This is a genomic window from Pseudomonas sp. P4_C1 (assembly GCF_056402155.1).
The window spans coordinates 52,036-74,813 of sequence record NZ_JBFUHY010000022.1 but is presented as its reverse complement, the minus strand read 5'-3'; the positions used below and the strand labels follow the sequence as shown (position 1 = coordinate 74,813).

Sequence of the window (22,778 nt, the reverse complement as noted above, 5' to 3'; positions counted from 1 at the left end):
CCAATGAAACAAGGGACATCAGCTCAACGATGGTCGAAAACAACAGCTCACGCGGGTACTGGCGTTGACGGTGTTCTTCAAACACCTGATCAACCCATTCGGCAGGAACAGCCTGCTCCAGTATCAATTTCGTCATGACACTGGCCGGTGTCTTTTTTTCAAACCGCGCTAGAACTTCTGCCCACATCGTTTTCGTCACCCTGACTGGAGTTTTAGGGGATTCTAAACGAAGACCTTGAAAGGGCTGGCTGTAAGAGCGGAACCCTAAGCCGCCGTTACCGCAGAAACGGATATGCACACCCTCAAAAATCCATGTCGCCTGCCAAGCAGCCATCGCGAGCAAGCTCGCTCCCACAGGGTTATTCGATCAGCGTTCAGCGGATGGTTTCAGCTAATATGCCCCCCACTCGAACAAGAACAGGGCTTGCCGCGATCCATGTCGGAAAAAGACACCATCTCCATTCAACTGGTGCGTGAAGCACTGTTGCAAAGCTGCGCGCCGGGAATCGCCACGGACGAGGTGTTGATCAAGGTTGGCATCGCCCCGCAGCTGTTGGGCAACACCGGCGCCCGCGTTCCGGCCACGGCTTATGCGCGCCTGTGGCGGCTGCTGGCACGGCGCGGGGACGATGAGTTTTTTGGCATGGACCCACGCAAACTGAAATCCGGCAGCTTTGCGTTTCTGTGTCGCAGCGCCATGCACCAGCCCAACGTGGCGGCGGGACTGGCCAGCGGCCTGGCGTTTCTGTCGTTGATCCTCGAACACCTGCCGGCGCAGTTGGTGCGCCAACAAAGCCTGGCGGAAATCGTCCTTCTCGAGGACGACAAAGACCCGCGTCGGGCCTTCACCTATTTCACTTACTGGATGATCGTGCACGGCGTGGCCTGCTGGCTGGCAGGGCGGCGGATTCCAATCCTGGCCATCGAACTGCGCTGTGCGAAGCCGGATTTCTGCGATGACTATCAGGTGATGTTTTCCGAGAACCTGCGTTTCGACCGTCAGCGCACGCGGATGATTTTCTCCGCCGATTACCTGGATTTGCCAATCAAGCGCAGTGCGGAAGAGCTCAAGCGATTCCTGGCCCATGCGCCGGCGAACATTCTGGTCAAGTACCGCGATCCGCAGAGCCTGGCCAGTCGCATCAAACACGATCTACGCCATCTGCCGGCCGAACACTGGCCGGAAACCGAAGTCCTGGCGCAACGCCTGTGCATGTCGGCATCAACCCTGCGCCGCCGACTGGCCGAAGAAGGGCAAACCTATCAAGGCCTCAAGGACGGCGTGCGCAAGGAGCTGGCGATTGTCTGGCTGGCCGAGCCCGCGATCAGCTTCAGCGAAATCGCCACGCGGCTGGGGTTCGCGGATGTCAGTTCGTTCTACAAGGCGTTTCGCAAGTGGTCGGGATCGAATCCTGGGCACTACCGTAGCCTGATTCTCAATGACGCCGAGTGAATTCAGCGGCGCAACGGTCATCTCTTCGCAGGCTAACGGCTGCCAGTGGTCGATCCTGGCAGTTTGAGTATGCCACTGTCCACGAAACGCATCGTGTTGAACACCCCACCCGAGAGCTTGCCGTGCAGGATGTAGGGCATGTTGTTAAGCGTTTTCATCCGGCTGATGCCATAGGTCTGGCGGATCACCGAAAGTGCCGAAACGCTGACCGGCACGCTCACGACGGTGTCGGAAAAACGCCCGATCGAGCCACTCTCATCGGTGACGCCAGAGGCGAAGGGTTGGCCGTTGATGTCCAGGTCCAGCGCAACGCCGCTGTAGACGAGGGTGGTGTCATTGGGGTTCTGCACGCGGATTTTCACGGTAAAGCGCACTTCCATGCCCTCGCCTTGCAGGGGCTCGATGCCCACGACGTTGACTTTCAACGGGTCTCGATTGGGCAGTGAGGAACAGGCGCTCAGGCAGAGCAGGAGGGAAATCAGGACCGCGTGAACGCTGCGCATGGACGTGCTCTCATCTGAAAAATGGCTAGCGGTTTGACTGTGCGACCACCGCAGCCTTTGCGGGTTCATCCCAGGCGGTCACATCGGGGTTCTGCATCACTTGAAGCACTGGGCCTGCGGATCGAATTCGTCCTCTTCCAGTTCGATGAATGCCTCGGGCAGGAAGATATTAAGAACGATAGCGCACAGCGCGCCGACGGTGATGGGCGATTCGAAAATGTTGTGCAGGGCCTTGGGCAGTTCACGCAAGACTTCCGGCACCGCGGCCACCCCCAGGCCCATGCCGAGGGAAATTGCCACGATCAGCATGTAGCGCCGATGCAGGCCGGCCACCGCGAGAATCTTGATTCCGGCCACGGCAAAAGAACCGCCAAGTCAGTGGCTTACAGTCGTGGAGCGAACACCTCGCCCACGCTGCGGCGTTTGGCGTGCAGCTGGCTGGCCTGGATCAACTGTTCGAGGTCTTCGGGCGTGACGTCATAGAACGCCTCCATGTCAGCCAGCGCCAGTTTCAGGTCTTCGGCGGTGATGGCCTGACGGTCGACCGGCGGGTGATCGGCAGGAATCACGGCTACCGGTTCGCTGGTCCCCTTGGGGTATCGAATGTGGGTCAGGTTGTTGTAGGCCAGGGCGCTGAGCAGCATCGTCGCAGCGCCGAGCATCACCGGCTCAATGGCCTTCCAGTCCATGGCAATGGTCGCCGGATCGGCCAGTACCAGGGTCAGGGCCAATGCACCGGCCGGTGGATGAAGGCACCGCAACCAGCACATCAGGACCAACGCCATGCCCGCGGCCAGGCAAGCGCTACCGAGGGTTCGGCCCAATACATGGGCCACCAGCAAGGCAATCACCGCGGCGCTCAAGTAACCGCCGAGAATCGACCAGGGTTGCGCGAGCGCACCCGAAGACACGGCAAACAACAGCACTGCCGATGCCCCCAGCGGGCCGATCAAGTGCTGGGCCACCTCAATGCCGAACACCTGGCCACAGAGCCACACGCTGAGCAGCGTCCCCAGGGCCATGCCAATGGCGGCGCGGCTCCATTCGGTGGGACGGGTGTTGATGGCGGCGGGCAACCAGCGAGCAAGCATTCCGAGAAAAACTCCGGCAGAAAAATCGAGGCAAAAAAAAGGGCTTGGCTGGGAAGCCCAGAAAGCCCTTGAAGTTGTTCCAACTGTTGGGGGAGGAACGCGCACAGTGTGCCGTTCAATCCAGCTACTGACAAATTCATATTAATGAGCTTTCAGTGCATTAATTTTGCTTTAAGTTGCCCCGTCGGCCGCTGATGTAGCACAGCAAACCGCCCAGGGCCGCGAGTGCACTCAAGGCGTAAAACATTGTCGGCGCCGGGGTGTGCATCAACATGAAGCCGCAAATCACCGGGCTCAACGCACCGCCAAGCGCAGCAAGGTTTTGCGCGCCGTAATAGCTGCCGCGCAGTTCTTCCGGAGCCAGGGTGTCGACGAAGAGAAACTCGGCCGGATAAATAATGATTTCACCGAGGGTGAAGATAAACATCGCCACACACCAGCTCACCAGACTGTCCGCCAGGCTGAAGCCGATCAGCCCGAGGATGAACAGGCCGGTGCCGGCAACGATCCATTGGCGCAGTTGCTCTCGCTTGAGAACACGCCCGATCTGGTACTGCAACAAGATCACACTGATGGCGTTGCACGCGAGCAGGGCGGCCATGATTTCCATGGTGTGCCGGGGATTACTGGTCACCAGCAGGTATTGCGACAGGTAAAACGTAAATCGCCCGTGCACCACCGTGCTGAGCAGGCAGCCAGCGGTGAACAGGATCAGGGTGCGGTCGTTTTTCAGGGTGATCAGGGTTTTGAGAAAACTCTGCGCCCGACCGGTGAGAGGCACACTGGCCGGGTCCTTGGGAACTCCGGTCATCAGGAAAATACTGAAAAAAGCGATGGCCGCAGCGATCAGGAACGGTGCGCTTGCAAAGGCGCCGGCAATCAGCACGCCGAGCATCGGCCCGACAGCGTAGCCAATGTTGGTCAGCGTATAGCTCAGGGAGAACGCCTTGGCGCGCTGACCCACCGCAAGGTTGTCGCTGAGGATCGCTTTCGAACCGATCAGGAACAGCGACGAGGCGGTTTCGGTGACGATCAAGGTGATCGTGGTCAGGTAGAGGTTTTCAGCAAAGGTCAGCAACACCAGGCCGACAGCGCTGGACGCCATCGAGAGAATCAGCAGTCGGCGTTTTTCGAAGCGATCGATGATGTAGCCGCCATACAGGGAGAGCAGGGTGGCGACGAACACCGCAATGCCAAGCAGCAAGCCAACGTCCTGTTGGTTGAGGCCAAGCTTGTCGCTGACGAACAGTGTGAGCAAGGGGCTGGTGATGGCGCGGCTGACGACGATGGTCAGCGAGCAGATCAGCAGGCGGCGGATGAGGGGGGAGTAGGTGGTCACGGGGTGAATGTCCTTATTCGATTGGGCCGGCATCAGCCCAATCGTGAGCGCTACTCCAGCAGTCGGACACTCGGTCGTTGCTACGGGATTTGCTTGAGGTGCAGCAACACGAAATCATTCTTGTCGAACCGCCCGCTCAGTACTGGCGGCAGGGCACCAATAGCCGTGCCTCGCAGTGTCTGGTACACGTTCAGGTCCATCATCAGCCACGCCGGGCCTTTGAGGTTTTCAAGTTCCTGGGGCGATTCGGTGAAAACCGGTTGCAGGTCCTGTTTGATGTTGACCATGAACTTGATGGCCTTGGCATCCTTGCCCATCGCGTGCATCACCAACGGCGCAGGGTCTTTTTGCATGAGCTCGACAGTGGCACGGCTGAAGCTCTGGGTGTCGAAGAGCTGGCGTTGGATGGGCTCGAATTGCAGGATGTAGAACGACCAAAGCGCCAGGACCGCGCAAAGAGCCAATGATTGCGCTCGCCAGCGGGGTCGCTTGAGTGCCGCCAGGGCGATCACTTGTAGCAAGCCGAGAATGATGAATAACGAAGTGAGGTGAGCCACTTCCTCGGGAAATTTTCGCCGTACTACCAGCAATGCCACGATCAACAGGCCCGGGATCAGCAGCCACAGCCCCTGCATCAACCCCCGCAGCCAACCCAGCAATCGACCCTGTGTGGCGTAGAACGGATACGCCGCCACGATGGCCGCCATGGGTAGCATCGGCAGCAGGTAACGGGCCTTTTTCGCCTGGGGGACGGAAAGGCCGATCATCACGATCAGTCCGGCCGCCAGGCAGTACAGCATCAGGCGCAATGCCGGCCCGGACTGTTGTCGGCCAGAGATTCCGACCGCCACCAGCGCCAGCACCGCCAACGGCCACGCCAGTGCATAGTTGCCCATCGAACTGGTGAAGTAATACAGCGTATCGTTGACGCCCTCGCTGCCGTCCATGCGCCCCATGAACTGCATGCGAATCACGTCCTGCAGGAAGGCCGGGCCGCCACTGATGTCCGCCAGCCACAACAACAGACCGATGCACACCGCCAGCAGCAACGCTGCCAGCAATCCGAAGACGATCAGCCGTCGCCATTGGCGATTGACCAGGAAATAACTGCACAGCATCCCCGCAGGAATAACCAGGCCGATTGGCCCACGAATCCAGAAACCCAGCATCAACAAGGCAAAGATCAGAACCCAGCGGCGCGGCGCCGCAAAGTGATCGGCTGTATAGCCCAGGTAAAATACACTGAACGCGACGGCTGCCAGCATCAGATCGAGGGAAACGGCGCGGGTTTCCGTGATGAAGGTGTTGGTCAGCAGCATCAAGGCGATGCTCAGCAGCGCCCAACGCCTGGAATAGGGGGCCAGCAGGCGGTACATCAAGGTGACGATGACCGCTGCGGCGATGGCGCTCGGCAGCCACGCGGTCAGGCTGGTGACCTGGCCGAACGGCAGTGAAAGCAGCCAGATGAATAGCGTTGAAAGTCCCGAATAGTCTGCGTAGGGCTGGCCATAGGTCGTCGGAAAAAACGACGGCCCATTGCGCAGCATCTCCTGGGCGAACAGCACGAAGCGCGAATCGAAACCGATGGCCGCCTGCTGATACATCCCGGCGCAGAACAACAACAGCGCCAACAGACCCAGCGCGAGGGACTGTTGGCGGATGTGAGGGATCATGAGGTTCAGGCGACCACTGATTCGGTTGACCATTGCTGGTAAGGAATCGGCAATTTGCGCGACTCGCCACGGCCAATCGGGAAGTAGGTGATACCGATGCGTGCCAGACGGTCTGCGTCGTACAGGTTGCGGCCGTCGAAGATCACCGGTGCATTGAGCCGCTGCTGGATCAGCTCGAAGTCCGGAGCCTTGAACTGTTGCCATTCGGTGCAGATGATCAGTGCATCGGCACCGGACAAGACCGACTCGGGCGTACCCATGAGCATCAGTTTCGATTCATCGGGATACAGCTTCTGGGTTTCCTGCATGGCTTCCGGATCGAACGCGCGGACATTCGCCCCGGCGGCCCACAACGATTCCAGCAACACCCGGCTCGGTGCATCGCGCATGTCGTCGGTATTGGGTTTGAACGCCAGCCCCCAAACGGCAAAGGTCTTGCCACGCAAGTCGCCCTTGTAGAACGCGTTGATGCGTTCGAACAGCTTGTGTTTCTGCCGCTCGTTGATGGCTTCCACCGCTTGCAGCAGGTCGCTGGAGCAATGGGCCTCTTCGGCGCTGTGGATCAGGGCGCGCATGTCCTTGGGGAAGCATGAGCCACCGTAACCGCAACCGGGGTAGATGAAGTGGTAGCCGATACGCGAGTCGGCCCCGATGCCCAGGCGCACCGATTCGATGTCGGCTCCCAGGTGTTCGGCCAGCTCGGCGATCTGGTTGATGAAGCTGATCTTGGTTGCCAGCATGCAGTTGGCGGCGTACTTGGTCAGCTCGGCACTGCGCAGGTCCATGAACATGATGCGTTCATGGTTGCGGTTGAAGGGCGAGTACAGGTCACGCATCACGTCACGCACTTCGTCGCGTTCACAGCCGACGACGATACGGTCCGGGCGGCGGCAGTCAGCCACGGCCGAACCTTCTTTCAAAAACTCCGGGTTGGAGACGATATCGAACTGTAAAACGCGCCCGGCGTTGAGCAGGCATTTGTCGATGTGTGCACGCAAGGCGTCGCCGGTGCCGACCGGAACGGTGGATTTCTCCACCAGGATCGCCGGTTGCTCGCGATGCCGTGCTACCGCTTCGCCCACCGACATCACGTAGCGCAAGTCCGCCGAGCCGTCGTCCCGGGATGGAGTACCGACCGCGATGAACAGCACCTGGCCGTGCAGGACGGCGAATTTTTCGTCGCTGGTGAACTGCAAACGCTTGGCGTCCAGGCCTTCGCGTACCAGGCTGGCCAGCCCGGGTTCGAAAATACTTACATGGCCCTGTTTGAGCAGTTCGACCTTTTTCTCGTCAACGTCCATGCAGACCACGTCGTGGCCGACTTCCGCCAGTACCGCTGCCTGCACCAGGCCAACATAACCGCTACCAAATACACTGATTTTCATGGAGCACTCCTTAATTCGGGCGCACGAGCAGGTCGAGAATTGATGGTAATGACGCCGAGGATGACCAATGCCACACCAAGGCTTTTTGTAAGGCTGAATGATTCGTTGAACAGCGGCAGGCTGGCGGCCAGCAGGTACACCAGCGCATAGCTGATGCTCAGCAACGAGTAGGCCCGGCCCAGGGGCAGGTCCCGCAGGGCGGCGAGCCAGCAGAGCATCGACAAGGCGTAGGCGAAGATGGCCGCGAGCACCACGGCAACGGCTGTCAGGTCGATGTGGGCGCTGAGCCATTGTTCTGGCTGTGGCAGGTGACTCATGCTCCAGCGCATGCCCAATTGAGCGGCGCTGACCAGCAACACGCTGCCCAGTGCGAAGGTGATACCGCGACTCAGGTTCATGCGTGTTGCCCCAGCAGAGCCACGCCGCCGATCACCAGCGCCACACCCAGCCAGTGGCGGCGGTCGATGGTTTCGTGGAACACGAAACGCGCGACCAGGGTGATCAGCACGAAGTTCAGGCTCAGCATCGGGTAGGCAATCCCGACTTCCAGGCGTTGCAGCACCAGCAACCACACCAGCAGGCCCAATCCCAAAGAGGTCAGGGCCAGCCAAAGCCAGGGCGAGCGCAGTTTGTCCATCCACCCGGAAGGTTTGCCGCGCCAGCTTTCCACTGCATATTTTTGGGCGATCTGGCCCAGGCAGGTCAACAGACAGGCGACCAGGAGCAATAGCAGGCTCATAGCGTCGCCTGAGGGATAATCAGAATCACCAGGTTGCCTTGTTCATACCGCTTGCCCTCTTTGGGCAACTGTTCGAGTTCGCGCAGCTCTTCTTCGCCCTTGACCCGCATGACCACACCGACCGGGCCAAGCTGGCGAGCGTCGTGCATCCACTGTTGCACCTGGTCGGGGTCGACGCGCTGCTTGAGCGAGTCAGGATAGGCAAGGCCATATTTCAATTCGCCTATCGTGTTGAAAAAAGCCACTTCCGGGCGTTTCACCCGCCAGGACAATGCCGATGCGGCACCCAGATCGTTGCTCAACAATTTGGCACTCTGACCAAGTTCCTGGGCGTGATCGAGGATGAACTGGTCAGGCGTTTTATTGGCGACTACGGAATTGGGCAGTCCGGCAGGCAATAAACCGATGAGCAACAGGCTGCCAAAAGCCGGGGCTGCCCAGCACTGCAACGGGCGGAAGGCCTGCAGCACGTTGGTCATGATCCAGCCGATCAAGCCGATGAACACCAACACCAGGTTGTGCAGTTCATGATCGTAAATCGGCTTTTTCAGTTGCAGATAAACCAGGGCCAGCAGGGTGACCACACCCACCACCAGGTTCAGCAGGCCGTTGATGCCCAGGACACGACCTTGCTCCAGCTTCAATCGGTCAGCCAGTGCATGGCCGAGCAACAATGCCAGAGGCAACAGGCACGGCAGGATGTAGGCTGGCAGTTTGCCTTTGCTCAGACTGAAGAAGAACAACGGCATCCATAGCCACAGCAGCAGGAACCCGATATTGGACTGGCGTCGGGTCTGCCAGGCTTGCTTCAGCGCTGGCGGCAGCAAGGCGACCCACGGCATGCTGAATGCCACCAGCAACGGCAGGTAATACCACCATGGCGCATTGTGCTGGGCGTCGTCCCCGGCAAAACGGCGGATGTGTTCGTGCCAGAAGAAAAACCGCCAGTAGTCAGGCTCCTGGGCGTGCACTGCCAGCGCCCATGGCAGGCTGACAGCGATGGCTACCACGACCGCCACCGGGCCGTAGACCAGCAGTTCACGCCAGCGTTTTTGCCAGATCATCCAGGGCAGGGCGATCAACACCGGCAACAACCAGGCCAGGAAGCCCTTGGTCATGAAGCCCATGCCGCAGGCCAGGCCCAGCACCGCCCACGCGATCAGGCGTTGCCCGCGGCTCGTGCTGTCGAGCGCGAACCATAACGCCACCAGGCTCAGGTTGACCCAGAAGGTGAATTGCGGGTCGAGGTTGGCATACCCCGCCGAAGCGGCAATGACCGTGAAGCTCATGTACAGCAGCGCGCAGGCGAAACTCTTGCGCGGTTCGTTCCACATCCGGCGGGCGACCAGGTAGCACAGCAGCACGCTCAAACCGGTGCTCAGTGCCGAAGCGAAGCGCACTCCGAAAAGGTTTTGGCCAAACAGCGCCTGACCGATGGCAATCATCCAGTAGCCGGCCGCGGGTTTTTCGAAATAGCGCACGTCCATGAAATGCGGCGACACCCAGTTGCCGCTCAGGAGCATGCCCTGGCTGATCTGGGCGTAGCGGGTTTCGTCAGGAATCCATAAGCCATGACTGCCCAGTGGCAGCAGGTATGCCAGCGCTACCATGACCAGCAATAACGGCAAAGCCCAGCGTTTGCTCATGCGCCTTGCACTCCCAGCCAGCCTTCGCGACCTTCGAGCGCACCGCGTACCACGCGGCCGATCGGCAAACTGGCGGGGGCCTGGGGCAACAAGTCGCCCAAGGGTTGAAAACGGATGTCTCGCTGATGTGCATCGCTCAGCAGTTGACGGAAATCGTTGGCCATCAGAATCCCTTCTACCTCGGCATGGATCGTATAGACATTGAGTTTTTCCGGCGTGAACCGGTCCAGGATGAACCTGTTGAAATCCTTGGCGGCGACGGTCGGCCCGACCACTTCGTCGAAGGTCGGCAGGTCCACCGGGATTTGTGGTGCACCCAGGTGACCATCGGCCAATCGCGGCTGGAACAGGCTCAGGCCGCGACAATCGCTGTTATAGCGAAAGCCGAAGCTCTGCTTGGCTTCGATCACACGCTCGTCGGCACGCCAGCCGGCGGACGCCGAGCAGGTGATCTTTTCCCCGAGAATGTCGCCGAGGGTGTCCACCCCACGGCGTATCTGTTCGACCAGTTGTGCGTCGTTCCAGCGCCCGGCGTTGGCTTGCCAGCCGTGGTGATCCCAGGCGTGCAGGCCAACCTCATGCCCGGCATCCCGGGCCTGACGCATCAAGTGCCCCAGGTCGCGGCCGATCGGTTTTCCAGGCCATGCGGTGCCGGCCAGCAGAATGTCCCAGCCATACAGGCCGGCTGCGTTGGAACGGAGCATTTTCCAGAGAAACTGTGGACGGATGAGGCGCCACAAGTGGCGCCCCATGTTGTCCGGCCCGACACTGAAGAAGAACGTCGCCTTGATCTGTGCTTCATCAAGGATTTCCAGCAACCGGGGCACTCCCTCTCGGGTGCCCCGGTAGGTGTCGACATCGATCCGCAGTCCCGCCTGCATCAACGCTTGTCCGCGATTTCGAGCATGGCTTCACGCAAGAAGAAGTCCAGGGTGTTGCCAATGGTTTCACTCATCTCCACGGTTGGCGTCCAGTCCAGCAGGCGCTTGGCATTGGCGATGCTCGGCTTGCGGTGCGACACGTCCTGATAACCGGTGCCGTAGAACGCTTTGCTCTCGATGTCGCGGAAACCGGCGAACGGAGGGAAGTTGGCGCGCAGTGGGTGAGCTTCGAACTGACGCAGCAGTTCTTCGCCCAACTGACGGATGCTGGCCTCGTTTTCCGGGTTGCCAATGTTGATGATCTGGCCATTGCAGACATCGTTGTCGTTATCGATGATCCGTGCCAGGGCTTCCACACCGTCGGCGATGTCGGTGAAGCAGCGTTTTTGCTCGCCACCGTCGAACAGGCGAATCGGCGTACCTTCCACCAGGTTCAGGATCAGCTGGGTAATTGCGCGGGAGCTGCCGATACGGGCCGAATCCAGACGGTCCAGGCGTGGCCCCATCCAGTTGAACGGACGGAACAGGGTGAAATTCAGACCCTTCTGGCCATAAGCCCAGATCACGCGGTCCAGCAGTTGCTTGGAGACCGAGTAGATCCAGCGCTGTTTGTTGATCGGACCGACCACCAGATTGGAGTTGTCTTCGTCGAAGTTGTTGTCCTGGCACATGCCATAGACTTCCGAGGTCGACGGGAAGATCACGCGCTTGTTGTACTTGACGCAGTAGCGAACCAGTTTCAGGTTTTCTTCGAAGTCCAGTTCGAACACGCGCAGCGGGTTACGGGTGTATTCGATTGGCGTGGCGATGGCCACCAGCGGCAGCACCACGTCGCACTTCTTGATGTGGTACTCGATCCACTCGGAGTGGATGCTGATGTCGCCTTCGACGAAGTGGAAGTTCGGGTGGCTGCGCAGACGTTCGATGGCGTCCGAACCGATGTCCAGGCCGTAGACCTCGTAGCGGTCGTCACGCAACAGGCGCTCGGACAAGTGGTTGCCGATGAAGCCGTTGACGCCGAGGATCAGCACGCGGGTGCGACGTGGGGCACGGCCGGATTCGGCGCCGCGCAGCACGGAACCGTCCACCAGGCCCAGTTCGTTGGCCAGTTGCGGACCGCTCAGGTACAGACCGTTGTCGTTGCGCTGGCCGGCGTTGATGATCAGCGAGTCTTGACCGCAGGCGATGCGCAGCGGGTCGACGCTGATGACGCGGCCCGGTGCCAGGCCCTCGTTGCCCTTGGCGACTTCGGCGCTCCAGACAATCAGCTTGTGCTCGCCTACCGCGCAGAAGGCGCCCGGGTATGGCTGGGTCACGGCGCGGACGAGGTTGAACAGTTCTTCGGCCGGCTTGGCCCAGACCAGTTTGCCGTCAGCCGGAGTGCGACGGCCGAACACCGTGGCTTTGGATTCGTCTTGCGGTGTTTCGCTGACTTTGCCTTGCAGCAGCACCGGCAAGGTGTCGCGCAGCAGGTCAGAGGCGGCGGTGCGCAATTTGCCGTGCAGGCTCAGCGCGGTGTCGCTGCGCTCGATCGCGACCTTTTGCTGGGCGACGATGGCGCCCGCATCGGCACGCTTGACCATGCGGTGCAGGGTCACGCCGGTTTCCGTTTCGCCGTTGACCAGCACCCAGTTGGCCGGTGCGCGGCCGCGGTAGCGTGGCAGCAGGGAACCGTGCAGGTTGAACGCGCCTTTGCGCGCCGTGGCCAGCAGTGGTTCGCTCAGCAGGTTGCGGTAGTAGAAGGAGAAAATGTAGTCGGGATCGAGCTTGGCGATACGCTCGATCCACAACGGATGGTTGGCGTCTTCCGGTGCATGCACGGCAATGCCGTGACGAGCGCACAGTTGCGCGACGGAACCGTAGAACGCATTCTCCTTCGGATCGTCGGCGTGGGTGAACACCGCAGCGATCTCAAAACCGGAGGAGAGCAGGGATTCGATGCCGGCGCAGCCAATATCGTGATAGGCGAAGACAACAGCTTTTGCACTCATGAAGGAACCTGATCTGAAGAAGTGGAAGTAAGGCCGTCGACGGTAACAACGGAAGAGGAGGATTCGGGCTGGCTACGCAGCACCTTTTCAATGAAGAAGCGCGGACGTGCGCGCACGTCGCTGTACATGCGGCCCAGGTATTCACCCAGCAGGCCCATGCCGATGAATTGACCACCGGTGAAGACGAACAGCACGGCGAACAGTACGAAGGTACCGCCACCGGCCCAGCCGGCGCCGAACACCAGGCGCAGCAGGATCAGTGCAATAGCGAACAGCGCGCCCAGGGCCGCCATGCCGACGCCGACGATGCTCAGCAGTCGCAGCGGCGTGGTGGTCATGCAGGTGACGAGGTCGAACATCAGGTTGATCAGGCGCATGGGGCTGTACTTGGAATCGCCGTGTTCACGCTCGGCGTGGGTCACGGGGATTTCCGTAGTATGGCGGGCAAAGCTGTTGGCCAGGATCGGAATGAAGGTGCTGCGTTCACGGCAGGCGAGCATGGCATCGACAATGGTGCGTCGGTAGGCGCGGAGCATGCAGCCGTAGTCGCTCATGGCTACGCCGGTGGAGCGCTGCACGGCCAGGTTGATCAGTTTCGATGGCCAGCGGCGCAGGGCCGAGTCCTGGCGGTTGTTGCGTACAGTCGCGACGACGTCATAGCCAAGTTCGGCCTGGGCCACCAGCCGCGGGATTTCTTCGGGCGGGTTTTGCAGGTCGGCATCGAGGGTGATGACGACATCGCCCTTGCACTGTTCGAAACCGGCCATGATCGCCGCGTGCTGGCCGTAGTTGCGGTTGAGGATCACCGCCACCACCGGGCTGCCTTCGCGGGAGGCGGCGTCTTCCAGGATCTGTGCGGAGTCGTCGCGGCTGCCGTCGTCGACCAGCACGATTTCATAGGCCTGGTGCAACTGCTGGCAAGCCGCTTCGGTGCGCCGGAGCAATTCAGGCAGGCTTTCCTGTTCGTTGTAGACCGGAATGACGATCGAAACGAAGTTGATTGGGTAAGGTCTCAAAGGCTTCTGTCCATACAGTTTTCGATGGCACCAACGACGCGCTCGACATCATCGGTGGTCATGTCGGGGAACAACGGGATCGAACACAGCCGCGCCGAATTCCATTCGGTGTTGGGCAGGTACAGGTTAGGGTAACGCTGGCGGTAGTAGGTGTGCAGGTGTGTGGCGATGAAGTGAATGCCGGTACCGACATTCTGTTCCTGGAGAGCTTTCATGAACGCTTCGCGATCCAGCCCGCACCGCTCGGCGTCGATACGCAGGATGAACAGATGCCAGGCGTGTTTTTGCGAATAGGTGGGGACGGCCAGCGGTTGCACCGGCAAGCCCTCCAGGCGCTGCAAGTAGGTCTGGGCCAGTTGAGTGCGCCTGGCGTTGATCTCGTCCAGGCGTTCCAGCTGCACCAGTGCGATGGCCGCGTTGATGTCAGCCAGGTTGTACTTGAAGCCGGGTTCGACCACTTGGGCCTGGGGCTTGCGGCCGTGGGTCAGGCGGTCGTAGGCATCAACCCCCAGCCCGTGAAACTTGAGCATGCGTACCCGCGAGGCCAGGGCTTCATCGTCGCTGACGAACATGGCGCCTTCGGCGCAGGTCATGTTCTTGATCGCGTGGAACGAGAAGATCGCCGTGCCTTTGGAGCCGACGTGGCGACCTTTATAGAAAGTGCCTGCCGCGTGGGCGGCGTCTTCGATCACGGCAATGCCGTGTTTGTCGGCCAGAGCGTAGAGCGGATCGAGGTCGAATGCCGCGCCGGCGTAATGCACCGGGATAATGGCTTTGGTGCGCGAAGTGATCGCCGCTTCGATAGCGGCCACGTCGGTCATCAGCGTGTCGCGGTCGATGTCGACGAACACCGGCGTGGCACCCAGCAGGGTGATCATGTTGGCGGTGGAAACCCAGGTCTGCGAGGGCGTAATGACTTCATCGCCGGGACCGACACCCAATGCCAGCAGGGTGATATGCATCCCGCCGGTGGCCGAGGAAAGTGCCACGGCATGCCGGCAACCGACGTAGTTGGCGAAGTGTTCTTCCAGTGCCTGGTTCTTCGGCCCGGTAGTGATCCAGCCGGAGCGCAATACTTGCTCTACGGCCGCGATTTCTTCGTCGCCGATGCTGGGACGGGAGAAAGGGAGAAACGCCTGACTCATGGGCACCTCGGGGGCTGAAAACGTAAATAGCCTTTGAGGCTAAAAGGGATCCAAAAATCAGCATAGACGCTAAATCAGAACCTGCATCAAATCAACTAGTTATGGGCTGGAGGTAAAAAATTGCATCAGTTGACTTTTTTCGCCATCGCCGGCAGGTTGGACGTCCATCTGGGCTGCGCCGATTCTATAGAAGGTTATGCCCGATTTTGTGAAAGGAACATGAAAAAACGGTTGGGGAATCGTTTATCTGAAAGCTATTAAGCCGCTGTTCAGACTTCCCGCATGTATGGCGGTTCTTGGGAAAAGTCCTACAGCTGTAATGTCTTTTACATCATCGTTATTTCACTTCTTAGTTGCTTCATTGAACTGTTTTAATTCAAGGCCGTTTCGTTTGATTGACTTACCTGTAACTGATTCACGCACGCCCCTCACCAATCCGCTGACCCTGTATCTGGCGCGACTGGCGCCGTCCAGCCAACTGACCATGCGTTATGTGCTGCAGGATGCCGCCGACCGCCTGGGCTTCGAAGATCACGGTATCGAAGAAATACCCTGGCACAACCTGCAGCCCGAAGATGTGATCGCACTTGTGGCTACATTGCGTTCAGACGGCTATGCGCCGAACACATCTTCGCTGTATGTCAACGCGGTGCGCGGGGTAATGAACGAAGCATGGCGCATGAGCCTGATCTCTCAGGACCATCTGTTGAAGATGCGTTCGGTGAAGGGCATGGCCGGTACACGGCTGTCCCAGGGGCGCAATCTCAGACGCACGCTGATTCAGGAACTGATGGCGGTCTGCGCCGCCGATCCGCGGCCGCAAGGCCTGCGGGATGCAGCGATCATCGGGATTCTGTACGGTTCGGGAATGCGCAAATCCGAATCGGTGAACCTGGAACTGGACCAGGTCGATTTCACGGAGCGCAGTCTGCGGGTGACTGCCAAGGGCAACAAGCAATTGATCAAGTACGCCCCGGCCTGGGCCTTCGCCAAGCTTGAAGCCTGGCTCGAGCTGCGCCGTTCGTTGCTCAAGGACGGTGAGGCGGACGACCCGTTTCTGTTCAACCGCATCCGCCGTGGCAGCCACATCACCCGTGAGCGCATCACCAAACATGCGATTTACTACATCGCCCGGCAGCGGGGGGCGCAGGTCGGGGTGAAAATCATGCCCCACGACTTCCGGCGTTCATTCATCACCCGGGTAATCGAAGAGCATGACTTGTCGATTGCACAGAAACTGGCACACCACAGCAACATCCAGACCACGGCCAACTACGATGTGCGCGACGACAATGAGCGACGTCGGGCAGTGGATCGATTCGATTTGTAAGCGATTAAATCTCGCTCAGTACATGGGCGTGGCCAATGGTCGAGACCTGAACCGCGCTGCCGGCCGGTGGCGCATACATGCCTGAGCTGCGCACCAGCAGTGATCGGCCCGTTTGCTGGTTGCAGGTCAATGGCTGGAGTTCCACCGTCAGCGTGCAAGTATTGCCGCTGAAATCCCGATCAGTGACCACGGCCCGGCAACCGCTGTCTTGCGGGTCGCTGGGGAGGATGCTGGCCAGTTGCAGCTGTTCGGGGCGCAGCATGATCTGCGCCAACTTGTTATTGCGGTGGTTGTTGACCGGGATCCGCCCCAGGTCGCAATGGGCCCAACCCGCCTCGATGCGAGCGGGCATGACCACGGCATCCCCCAGAAACAACGCGGTCTGTTCGTCTTCGGGATAGCGGTAAAGGTCCAGCGGGTGCCCTGACTGGACCAATCGGCCATGGCGCATCACTGCCAACTGGTCGGCGAACGACAGGGCTTCACTCTGGTCATGGGTGACCAGAATGGTGGTGACGCCCGCGTCTTCCAGCAATCGCGCAACCATCTTGCGCATCGCCGCGCGCAATCCGGTATCGAGCGCCGAGAACGGCTCGTCCAGCAGCATCAGCCGTGGCTGTTGCGCCAACGCCCGGGCCAGGGCCACTCGCTGTTGCTGGCCACCGGACAATTCATGGGGCCAACGCTCGGCCATCTTCGCGTCCAGCGCCACGCTGTCCATCAATTCGGCGATTCGCTGTTGTTTTTCAGTGCCCTTGGTCGCCAGGCCAAAGCCGATGTTCGCGGCCACGGTCATGTGTGGAAAGAGTGCGCCGTCCTGCGGCACATAGCCGATCAGACGTTGATGGGCCGGCACTTCGTGGGTGCCGTCGACCAGGGTCTGGCCATTGAGCGAAAGACGCCCGGCGTCGGGGAATTCGAAGCCGGCAATCATCCGCAGCAACGTGGTTTTACCGGAGCCGGAAGGACCGACGATCACCGTGCGACTGCCGCTGGGCACCGACAGGCTGACGTTGTCCAGGGCGCGATGGGCGCCATAGGACTTGTAGAGGGCATTCAATTCAAGAGTGTTCATCGGCCAGCCGTTTTTTTCGATTGGTGATAAAGAAGTCCGGTCAACGGAAGCGACAGCACAACCATTAATAAGGCGTAAGGTGCAGCGGCCGCGTAATCGATTTCGCTGGTCATGGCCCAGAATCCGGTCGCCAGGGTGCGCGTGCCATTTGGGGCCAGCAGCAGGGTGGCGGTCAGTTCATTGGTGATCGCCAGGAACACCAGCGCCGCGCCGGCGGCAGCCCCCGGCGCGGCCAGGCGCAAGGTGATCAGCCACAGTGCCCGGGCCGGCGAGCGGCCCAGGCTGCGGGCAATGTTTTCCAGTTCCACCGGGGCCTGGGCTATGCCTGCGCGCAGGCTCACCAGGGCGCGGGGCAAGAACATCAACAGGTACGCCAGCAGCACGGTGAAGGTGGTTTGGTAAATCGGCCGGGCAAAATGAATCGTGACGGTCACCAGCGCCAGTGCCACGATAATTCCAGGCAAGGAGCTGGTGATGTAGTTGCAGCTTTCCAGCACCCGCTGCAGTCGGCCGGGGTAGCGGATCGACAGCCAGGCGATCGGGATCGCCGCGCAGGTGGTCAGCGCCGCGCCGGCGATACCGAGCAACAGGGTTTGCTCCAGCGCGGGCAACAATTCGGCCATGTCCCAGACTTCCACGCCCCCGGCGATCAGCCATTTACCCAAGGTGATCAAGGGCACGCCCAGGGCCAGGGCGCAGGTCACGATTTGCAGGGTCAGTGAGAGCAGGGTGGATACCGGTTTCAGGCACACGACCCGTTGCTCCCGGGCGCTTCCCGAGCCGACGCGAGCGTAACGCGCCGAACCCCGGGCGGCGGATTCGGCCGTCAACATCGCCAGGCAACACAACGCCAGCACGCTGGCCAGCATGTGCGCCGCCGCGCCGTTGAAGGTCGACTTGAACTGGTCGAAGATCGCGGTGGTAAAGGTGTCGAAGCGGATCATCGCGTACAGGCCGTATTCGGCCAGCAGGTGCAGGCCGACCAGCAAGGCGCCACCGCAGATCGCCAGACGCAATTGCGGCAGTACCACGCGGAAAAACACTTTCCAGGGTTTTAGCCCCATGGATTCGGCGACGTCTTCAATGGCCGGGTCGAGCCGGCGCAAGGTGGCTGCCACCGGCAAATACAGGAACGGGAAGTAGGCGATGACCGAGACCAGGACACCGGCAAACAAGCCGTGAATAGGCGGCACCAGGCTGACCCAGGCGTAGCTGTGAACGAACGCGGGCACCGCCAGCGGTGCGGTGGCCAACAACGACCACCAGCGCCGTCCGGGCAAATTTGTACGTTCTGTGAGCCACGCCAGTGTCACCCCCAGCGCAACGCACAATGGAATCGTCAGCAGTACCAGCAATACGGTATTGATCAGCAGCTCGCCAACCCGGGGGCGGAACACCAGGGTCACGACGGTTGACCAGCCTGTCTGCAGGGACACGCCAATAACGTAAGCGATCGGTAGCAGTGCCAGTAATGAAACCAGCACCGATAAACCGATCACCCATACACCGCCACGTCCCGCAAAGACTCCGCGGGATCGTCGGCGCAAATGTGCGGGTGTCGCCTCAACGACCCCCGCAGGCAGGGTTTCAGGTATCAATTAGAGCAGTCCGGCCTGTGTCATCAGCTCCACGGCTTTTTTGCTGTCGAGTTTTGAAGCATCGACAGTCGGCGCATCGAGTTGCTGCAGGGGCACCAATTTAGGGTTGGATTCAGCGTTCTTGCCCACGGCGTACTCAAACGACTTGCCGTTCTTCAGGACAGCCTGGCCATCCTTGCCGGTAATGTATTTGAGAAACGCCTGGGCTTGTTCTTTGTGTTGGCTGGAAGCGAGGACGCCGCCGCCGGAGATGCTAACAAAAGCGCCCGGATCTTTGTGCTTGAAATAGTGCAGGGCGGTGTTTTTGCTGTTTTCGCCGGTCTTGGACTGATCCACCAGGCTGTAATAGTGGTAGATCACGCCGCTGTCGATCTGCCCGGCATTCACTGCTTTGAGTACCGAGCTGTTGCCACGGTAGTTGGCGTAGTTGGTTTTCATGGCCTTGAGCCACTCAAGTGTGGCGGCCTCACCCTTTTGTTCCAGGATGGCAGCGACGATGGCCTGGAAGTCAGCACCGCCTGGCGATGCAGCCCAGCGTCCTTTCCAGCTCGGATCGGCCAGGTCCATGATCGATTTCGGCAGATTGGCTTCCGAGAGTTTGCCTGGGTTGTACACAAACACCGTGGAGCGCGCGGCGATCCCGACCCATTTGCCGTGGGCCGGGCGGTAGGCGGAATCAACCTGTTCCAGCGTGGCTTTATCGACAGGCGCAAACAGCCCGGCGTTGTCGACCAGCACCATGGCCGGGGAGTTTTCGGTCAGGAATACATCCGCCGGAGAAGCCGCGCCTTCCTGCACGATCTGATTGCCCATCTCGGTGTCATCGCCGTTGCGCAGGGTGACGGGAATACCGGTTTCTTGAGTGAAGCCCTCGACCCAGGCCTTGGTCAGGCCTTCGTGTTGCGCGTTGTACACCACGATGCCGACGGAGTCGGCTGCATAGACCTGGCCAGCGCTCAGCAAAGCGGTGGCCAGCAGGGCCTTTTTCAAGAACGAGGGGATGTTGGGAATCATTCTGCGGGCTGCTCCTGGTGCATTTTTTTGAAAGTCATACGCATTGAAACGCTTGTAAATCAATGCGAATCATTTGCATGTTTTGAATTGCAGGGAATGTAGAGATCCAAATGAGAAAATAACGTAAAAAAAACCGTAAATACATGTAATTTTCATTCAGATTAGCAGGGCTGTGCCCGCTGTGGTTCGACTCGCCGATCAAACGAGGCGAAAACGAAAAAAACCGAGAGGCCGCTTTGGCCACCCGGTTTTTTTTGCGTCTTGCCTGTCAGGGCTGGATTTGCGGGAAGATCAGGACCTGCAGGTTTCCGCGCTGATAGCGTTTTCCGTCGGTGGGCAGCGCCTCGACTTCCTGGACTTCATCGACGCTGTTGACTCTCATTACCACCCCGACCGAGCCCTTTTTACGCGCCTCGGTCATCCAGTGTCCGACCTCCTGCAGGGTCACTTTGCGCGAGGCGGCGGCGGGATCCGAGAGGCCGTATTTCATTTCACCAACGACGTTGTAGAGCGCTACTTCCGGTCGCCTGGTCAGCCACGACAAGGCCGATGCCGCACCCAGGTCGTTGCTCAGCAGCGAGGTGGTCTGGTTCAAGCTGTCCAGGTGTTCGGCGATAAACCGGTCGGGCATCTTGCTGTCGACGATCTGGCCCGGCATGGCGGCGGGCAGCAGCGCCACCAGCAGCCAGATGCCGAGGGCCGGCATCGCCCATAACGTCAATGGCCGCAGGATTTGCAGGGCGTTGGCGATGATCCAGCCCAGCAGCACGATGAACGCCAGGGACAGGCTGAACATCTCGGTGTTCTCGAAAATCTCCTTGCTCAATTGCAGGTACAGCAAAGCAATCAAGGCCGTCGTGGCAATGACGACGTTGAGCCAACCGTTGAAGCGAATCGTCCGTTCCCGTGCCTGTTCCAGCAGACCGGTCAGCGCATGGCCCATCAGCAGCGCCAGCGGCAACAGGCACGGCATGATGTAGGTCGGCAGCTTGCCGCTGCTTATGCTGAAAATCGCCAATGGCAACAACAACCAGAGCAGGAGAAAACCGCTGACGGGCTGGCGCTTGTTGTTCCAGGCCTGGATGAACGTTGTCGGCAACAACACAGCCCAGGGCAGGGCGGAAACGACCAGCATCGGCAGGTAGAACCACCACGGGCGTGCGTGTTGCGCGTTGTCGGCGGCGAAGCGGCGTACGTGCTCGTTCCAGAAGAAGAAATTCCAGAAGTCCGGTTCCTTATGATGAATGGCCAATGCCCAGGGCAAGCAGACTGCCGCGGCGACCCCAACAGCCAGTGGCCCGTAACGCAACAGTTCGCCCATGCGACGCTGCCAGAGCATGTAGGGCAGGGCGATCACCGCCGGCAGCAGCCAGGCCAGAAAGCCCTTGGTCATGAAGCCCATGCCGCAGGCGATGCCCAGGACCACCCAGGCACCCAGCCGGGCACGGGTGGTGCGGCTGTCGATGGCAAACCACAGGGAAACCAGGCTCAGGTTGACCCAGAGGGTGAACTGCGGATCGAGGTTGGCGTACCCGGCCTGACCGGCAATCAGCCCGAAGCTCATGTAGAGCAGCGCGCAGGCGAAGCTTTTGCGCGGATCGCCCCAGAACTGGCGGGCAATCATATAGGTCAGCCACACGCTCAACCCGGTACTCAGCGCTGAGGCGATGCGCACCCCGAACAGATTGTCACCAAACACCGCCTGGCCGATGGCAATCATCCAGTACCCGGCAATCGGCTTCTCGAAATAACGCAGGCCCATGAAATGCGGCGAGACCCAGTTCCCGCCCTGCAGCATTTCCTGGCTGATCTGGGCATAACGGGTTTCGTCGGGAATCCACAGGCCGTGACTCATCAGTGGCAGCAAGTAGAACGCGATGAACGCCAGTAACAACGCGAATGGCATCCAGCGCTCGCTGGTCGGCGTGGATGGGGCGTGCAGGCGGGAAGAATGGCCAGCAAGATCTGGCAGTGGCTGATTTGACGTCATGTCTCGACCTTGGCGCTCAGATGGCAGGTTGAAGAGTGATGTGCAACTAGTGAGAGAGAAAACCGGAATGATATTGAACAGCGAGAAGTTCAATCAAACTTCTCGCTGTTCTGTTCAGGTTCCATTCAGTCCGGTTTGAAACAACTTAGTGCCAAAGTTATTGATCCGTAATGATTTCAGTTCTTTTCTTGTAACAGAGTGTTCCAGTCTTCGGCATTCACAATGCCGAGCACTTTCAGTTGCCCATCACCATCGATGTGGACAAACAGCGCGCTGGCGTACTCGGCGTCCTTCGCCGAATGCTTGAAGCCGGTCTGCTTTTCAAAATCAGCGATGCAGCCGCTGTGGGTCATCAGCACCAGGTTGCGGTGCGCCACCTTGTGCGCCACGACATCGTTACGCAGGGTCGTGCCGCAGGTCGCCAGCCACTCCTGGGTCCGTGGGTCGCTGTTGAACATGTAATGCGCGGTCTGCACGGTGCGCGTCACCGGGCTGGTGAGGATGTCGGTCTGCGTCAAACCCAGGCGTGCCAGGCCTTGCCCGACACCGGCGGCCGCCTCACTGCCGACACGGGTAATGCCGTCGGCCGGGCCCAGGCAGGGATTGCTGGAACGGTCGCACCGCTCGGCATGACGAACCAGCACCGCAATCTCGCCGGCACTCCATTGTTGCAGCAATTGGGCCCGGGCTTGCGCGCCCTCATGGGCCAGGTTGGCCGGTGATTTCGGCCACAGGACAAAACCGGTGGCAAGCACGGCGAGGGTCAGTGCGACAATGGCCACGACCGGTTTAGACAGGCGCGAAGACGGTTTATGCGAGACGGAGTTGACCAAGTTTGTCCACCCATTGGAGCGCCAGGGAAGTGCTGTTAAACAAAACCTGGAACAGCGCGAAAAATGACCGCCGAGA

The 22,778-nt window shown here is 60.0% G+C and carries 19 protein-coding genes and 2 pseudogenes; 2 read left to right on the top strand and 19 right to left on the bottom strand.

From position 1 onward, the window contains the following. Window positions 1-334: pseudogene (locus AC1DU9_RS15315) on the bottom strand (hypothetical protein); the annotation flags it as partial. Window positions 335-436: 102 nt separating this feature from the next. On the opposite strand from AC1DU9_RS15315, the gene AC1DU9_RS15310 reads away from it, so the two are divergent. Next, the gene (locus tag AC1DU9_RS15310) at window positions 437-1,453 is read left to right on the top strand and encodes an AraC family transcriptional regulator (RefSeq protein ID WP_223460819.1); all 1,017 of its coding nucleotides are present in this window, start codon (window positions 437-439) and stop codon (window positions 1,451-1,453) included. A gap of 32 nt (window positions 1,454-1,485) precedes the next feature. Here AC1DU9_RS15310 and AC1DU9_RS15305 read toward each other — a convergent pair whose 3' ends face one another. The 13 genes and pseudogenes from AC1DU9_RS15305 to arnB form a co-directional block, all read right to left on the bottom strand. Continuing rightward, window positions 1,486-1,956: an LEA/WHy family protein gene (locus tag AC1DU9_RS15305; RefSeq protein ID WP_223460794.1), complete on the bottom strand. Its 471-nt coding sequence runs from the start codon at window positions 1,954-1,956 to the stop codon at window positions 1,486-1,488. A gap of 25 nt (window positions 1,957-1,981) precedes the next feature. Beyond that, window positions 1,982-2,325 (bottom strand): annotated as a pseudogene (locus AC1DU9_RS15300) (xanthine permease XanP); the annotation flags it as partial. 14 nt (window positions 2,326-2,339) lie between these two features. Then, the gene (locus AC1DU9_RS15295) at window positions 2,340-3,047 is read right to left on the bottom strand and encodes an HPP family protein (protein WP_223460792.1); all 708 of its coding nucleotides are present in this window, start codon (window positions 3,045-3,047) and stop codon (window positions 2,340-2,342) included. A 160-nt stretch (window positions 3,048-3,207) separates the two neighbouring features. Beyond that, the gene (locus AC1DU9_RS15290; RefSeq protein WP_477810430.1) at window positions 3,208-4,386 is read right to left on the bottom strand and encodes an MFS transporter; all 1,179 of its coding nucleotides are present in this window, start codon (window positions 4,384-4,386) and stop codon (window positions 3,208-3,210) included. Window positions 4,387-4,466: 80 nt separating this feature from the next. After that, complete coding sequence (locus AC1DU9_RS15285; RefSeq protein ID WP_223460786.1) at window positions 4,467-6,059, bottom strand: ArnT family glycosyltransferase; 1,593 nt, start codon at window positions 6,057-6,059, stop codon at window positions 4,467-4,469. 5 nt (window positions 6,060-6,064) lie between these two features. Further along, window positions 6,065-7,444 (bottom strand): UDP-glucose dehydrogenase family protein, encoded by a 1,380-nt coding sequence (locus tag AC1DU9_RS15280; RefSeq protein WP_223460783.1) that lies wholly within the window; start codon window positions 7,442-7,444, stop codon window positions 6,065-6,067. Further along, complete coding sequence (gene arnF, locus AC1DU9_RS15275) at window positions 7,441-7,842, bottom strand: 4-amino-4-deoxy-L-arabinose-phosphoundecaprenol flippase subunit ArnF (RefSeq protein ID WP_223460781.1); 402 nt, start codon at window positions 7,840-7,842, stop codon at window positions 7,441-7,443. The genes AC1DU9_RS15280 and arnF overlap by 4 nt, the downstream gene beginning before the upstream one ends. Then, window positions 7,839-8,183 carry a 4-amino-4-deoxy-L-arabinose-phosphoundecaprenol flippase subunit ArnE gene (arnE, locus tag AC1DU9_RS15270; protein ID WP_477810429.1) on the bottom strand — a complete coding sequence of 115 codons (345 nt, stop codon included), beginning with the start codon at window positions 8,181-8,183 and terminating at the stop codon, window positions 7,839-7,841. The genes arnF and arnE overlap by 4 nt, the downstream gene beginning before the upstream one ends. Next, entirely contained in the window at window positions 8,180-9,829 is a 1,650-nt protein-coding gene (gene arnT / locus AC1DU9_RS15265; protein WP_223460779.1) for a lipid IV(A) 4-amino-4-deoxy-L-arabinosyltransferase, read from the bottom strand. Before arnT (AC1DU9_RS15265) ends, arnE begins: the two co-directional genes overlap by 4 nt. After that, window positions 9,826-10,710 carry a 4-deoxy-4-formamido-L-arabinose-phosphoundecaprenol deformylase gene (gene arnD, locus AC1DU9_RS15260; RefSeq protein WP_223460777.1) on the bottom strand — a complete coding sequence of 295 codons (885 nt, stop codon included), beginning with the start codon at window positions 10,708-10,710 and terminating at the stop codon, window positions 9,826-9,828. The genes arnT (AC1DU9_RS15265) and arnD overlap by 4 nt, the downstream gene beginning before the upstream one ends. Continuing rightward, the gene (gene arnA / locus AC1DU9_RS15255) at window positions 10,710-12,701 is read right to left on the bottom strand and encodes a bifunctional UDP-4-amino-4-deoxy-L-arabinose formyltransferase/UDP-glucuronic acid oxidase ArnA (RefSeq protein WP_223460775.1); all 1,992 of its coding nucleotides are present in this window, start codon (window positions 12,699-12,701) and stop codon (window positions 10,710-10,712) included. The genes arnD and arnA overlap by 1 nt, the downstream gene beginning before the upstream one ends. Beyond that, entirely contained in the window at window positions 12,698-13,717 is a 1,020-nt protein-coding gene (gene arnC, locus AC1DU9_RS15250) for an undecaprenyl-phosphate 4-deoxy-4-formamido-L-arabinose transferase (RefSeq protein WP_223460772.1), read from the bottom strand. Before arnC ends, arnA begins: the two co-directional genes overlap by 4 nt. Beyond that, window positions 13,714-14,862, bottom strand: a complete 1,149-nt coding sequence (gene arnB, locus AC1DU9_RS15245; protein ID WP_223460770.1) for a UDP-4-amino-4-deoxy-L-arabinose aminotransferase — start codon at window positions 14,860-14,862, stop codon at window positions 13,714-13,716. The genes arnC and arnB overlap by 4 nt, the downstream gene beginning before the upstream one ends. 391 nt (window positions 14,863-15,253) lie before the next feature. Between arnB and AC1DU9_RS15240 the strand changes: the two genes are divergently transcribed. Next, window positions 15,254-16,192, top strand: coding sequence for a site-specific integrase (locus AC1DU9_RS15240; protein ID WP_477810428.1), 939 nt, complete (start codon window positions 15,254-15,256; stop codon window positions 16,190-16,192). A gap of 4 nt (window positions 16,193-16,196) precedes the next feature. Here AC1DU9_RS15240 and AC1DU9_RS15235 read toward each other — a convergent pair whose 3' ends face one another. The 5 genes from AC1DU9_RS15235 to pmrG form a co-directional block, all read right to left on the bottom strand. After that, window positions 16,197-17,267, bottom strand: coding sequence for an ABC transporter ATP-binding protein (locus tag AC1DU9_RS15235; RefSeq protein ID WP_223460766.1), 1,071 nt, complete (start codon window positions 17,265-17,267; stop codon window positions 16,197-16,199). Further along, a complete protein-coding gene (locus tag AC1DU9_RS15230) occupies window positions 17,264-18,814 on the bottom strand; it encodes an ABC transporter permease (RefSeq protein WP_263289722.1) in 1,551 nt (516 codons plus the stop codon). Before AC1DU9_RS15230 ends, AC1DU9_RS15235 begins: the two co-directional genes overlap by 4 nt. A 51-nt stretch (window positions 18,815-18,865) precedes the next feature. Next, entirely contained in the window at window positions 18,866-19,879 is a 1,014-nt protein-coding gene (locus AC1DU9_RS15225; protein WP_223460764.1) for an iron ABC transporter substrate-binding protein, read from the bottom strand. Window positions 19,880-20,147: 268 nt separating this feature from the next. Next, on the bottom strand, window positions 20,148-21,869 hold the full coding sequence (arnT, locus tag AC1DU9_RS15220) for a lipid IV(A) 4-amino-4-deoxy-L-arabinosyltransferase (protein ID WP_477810427.1): 1,722 nt from the start codon (window positions 21,867-21,869) through the stop codon (window positions 20,148-20,150). Window positions 21,870-22,045: 176 nt separating this feature from the next. Further along, entirely contained in the window at window positions 22,046-22,702 is a 657-nt protein-coding gene (gene pmrG, locus AC1DU9_RS15215) for a lipopolysaccharide core heptose(II)-phosphate phosphatase PmrG (protein ID WP_223460760.1), read from the bottom strand. Window positions 22,703-22,778: the final 76 nt, after the last annotated feature.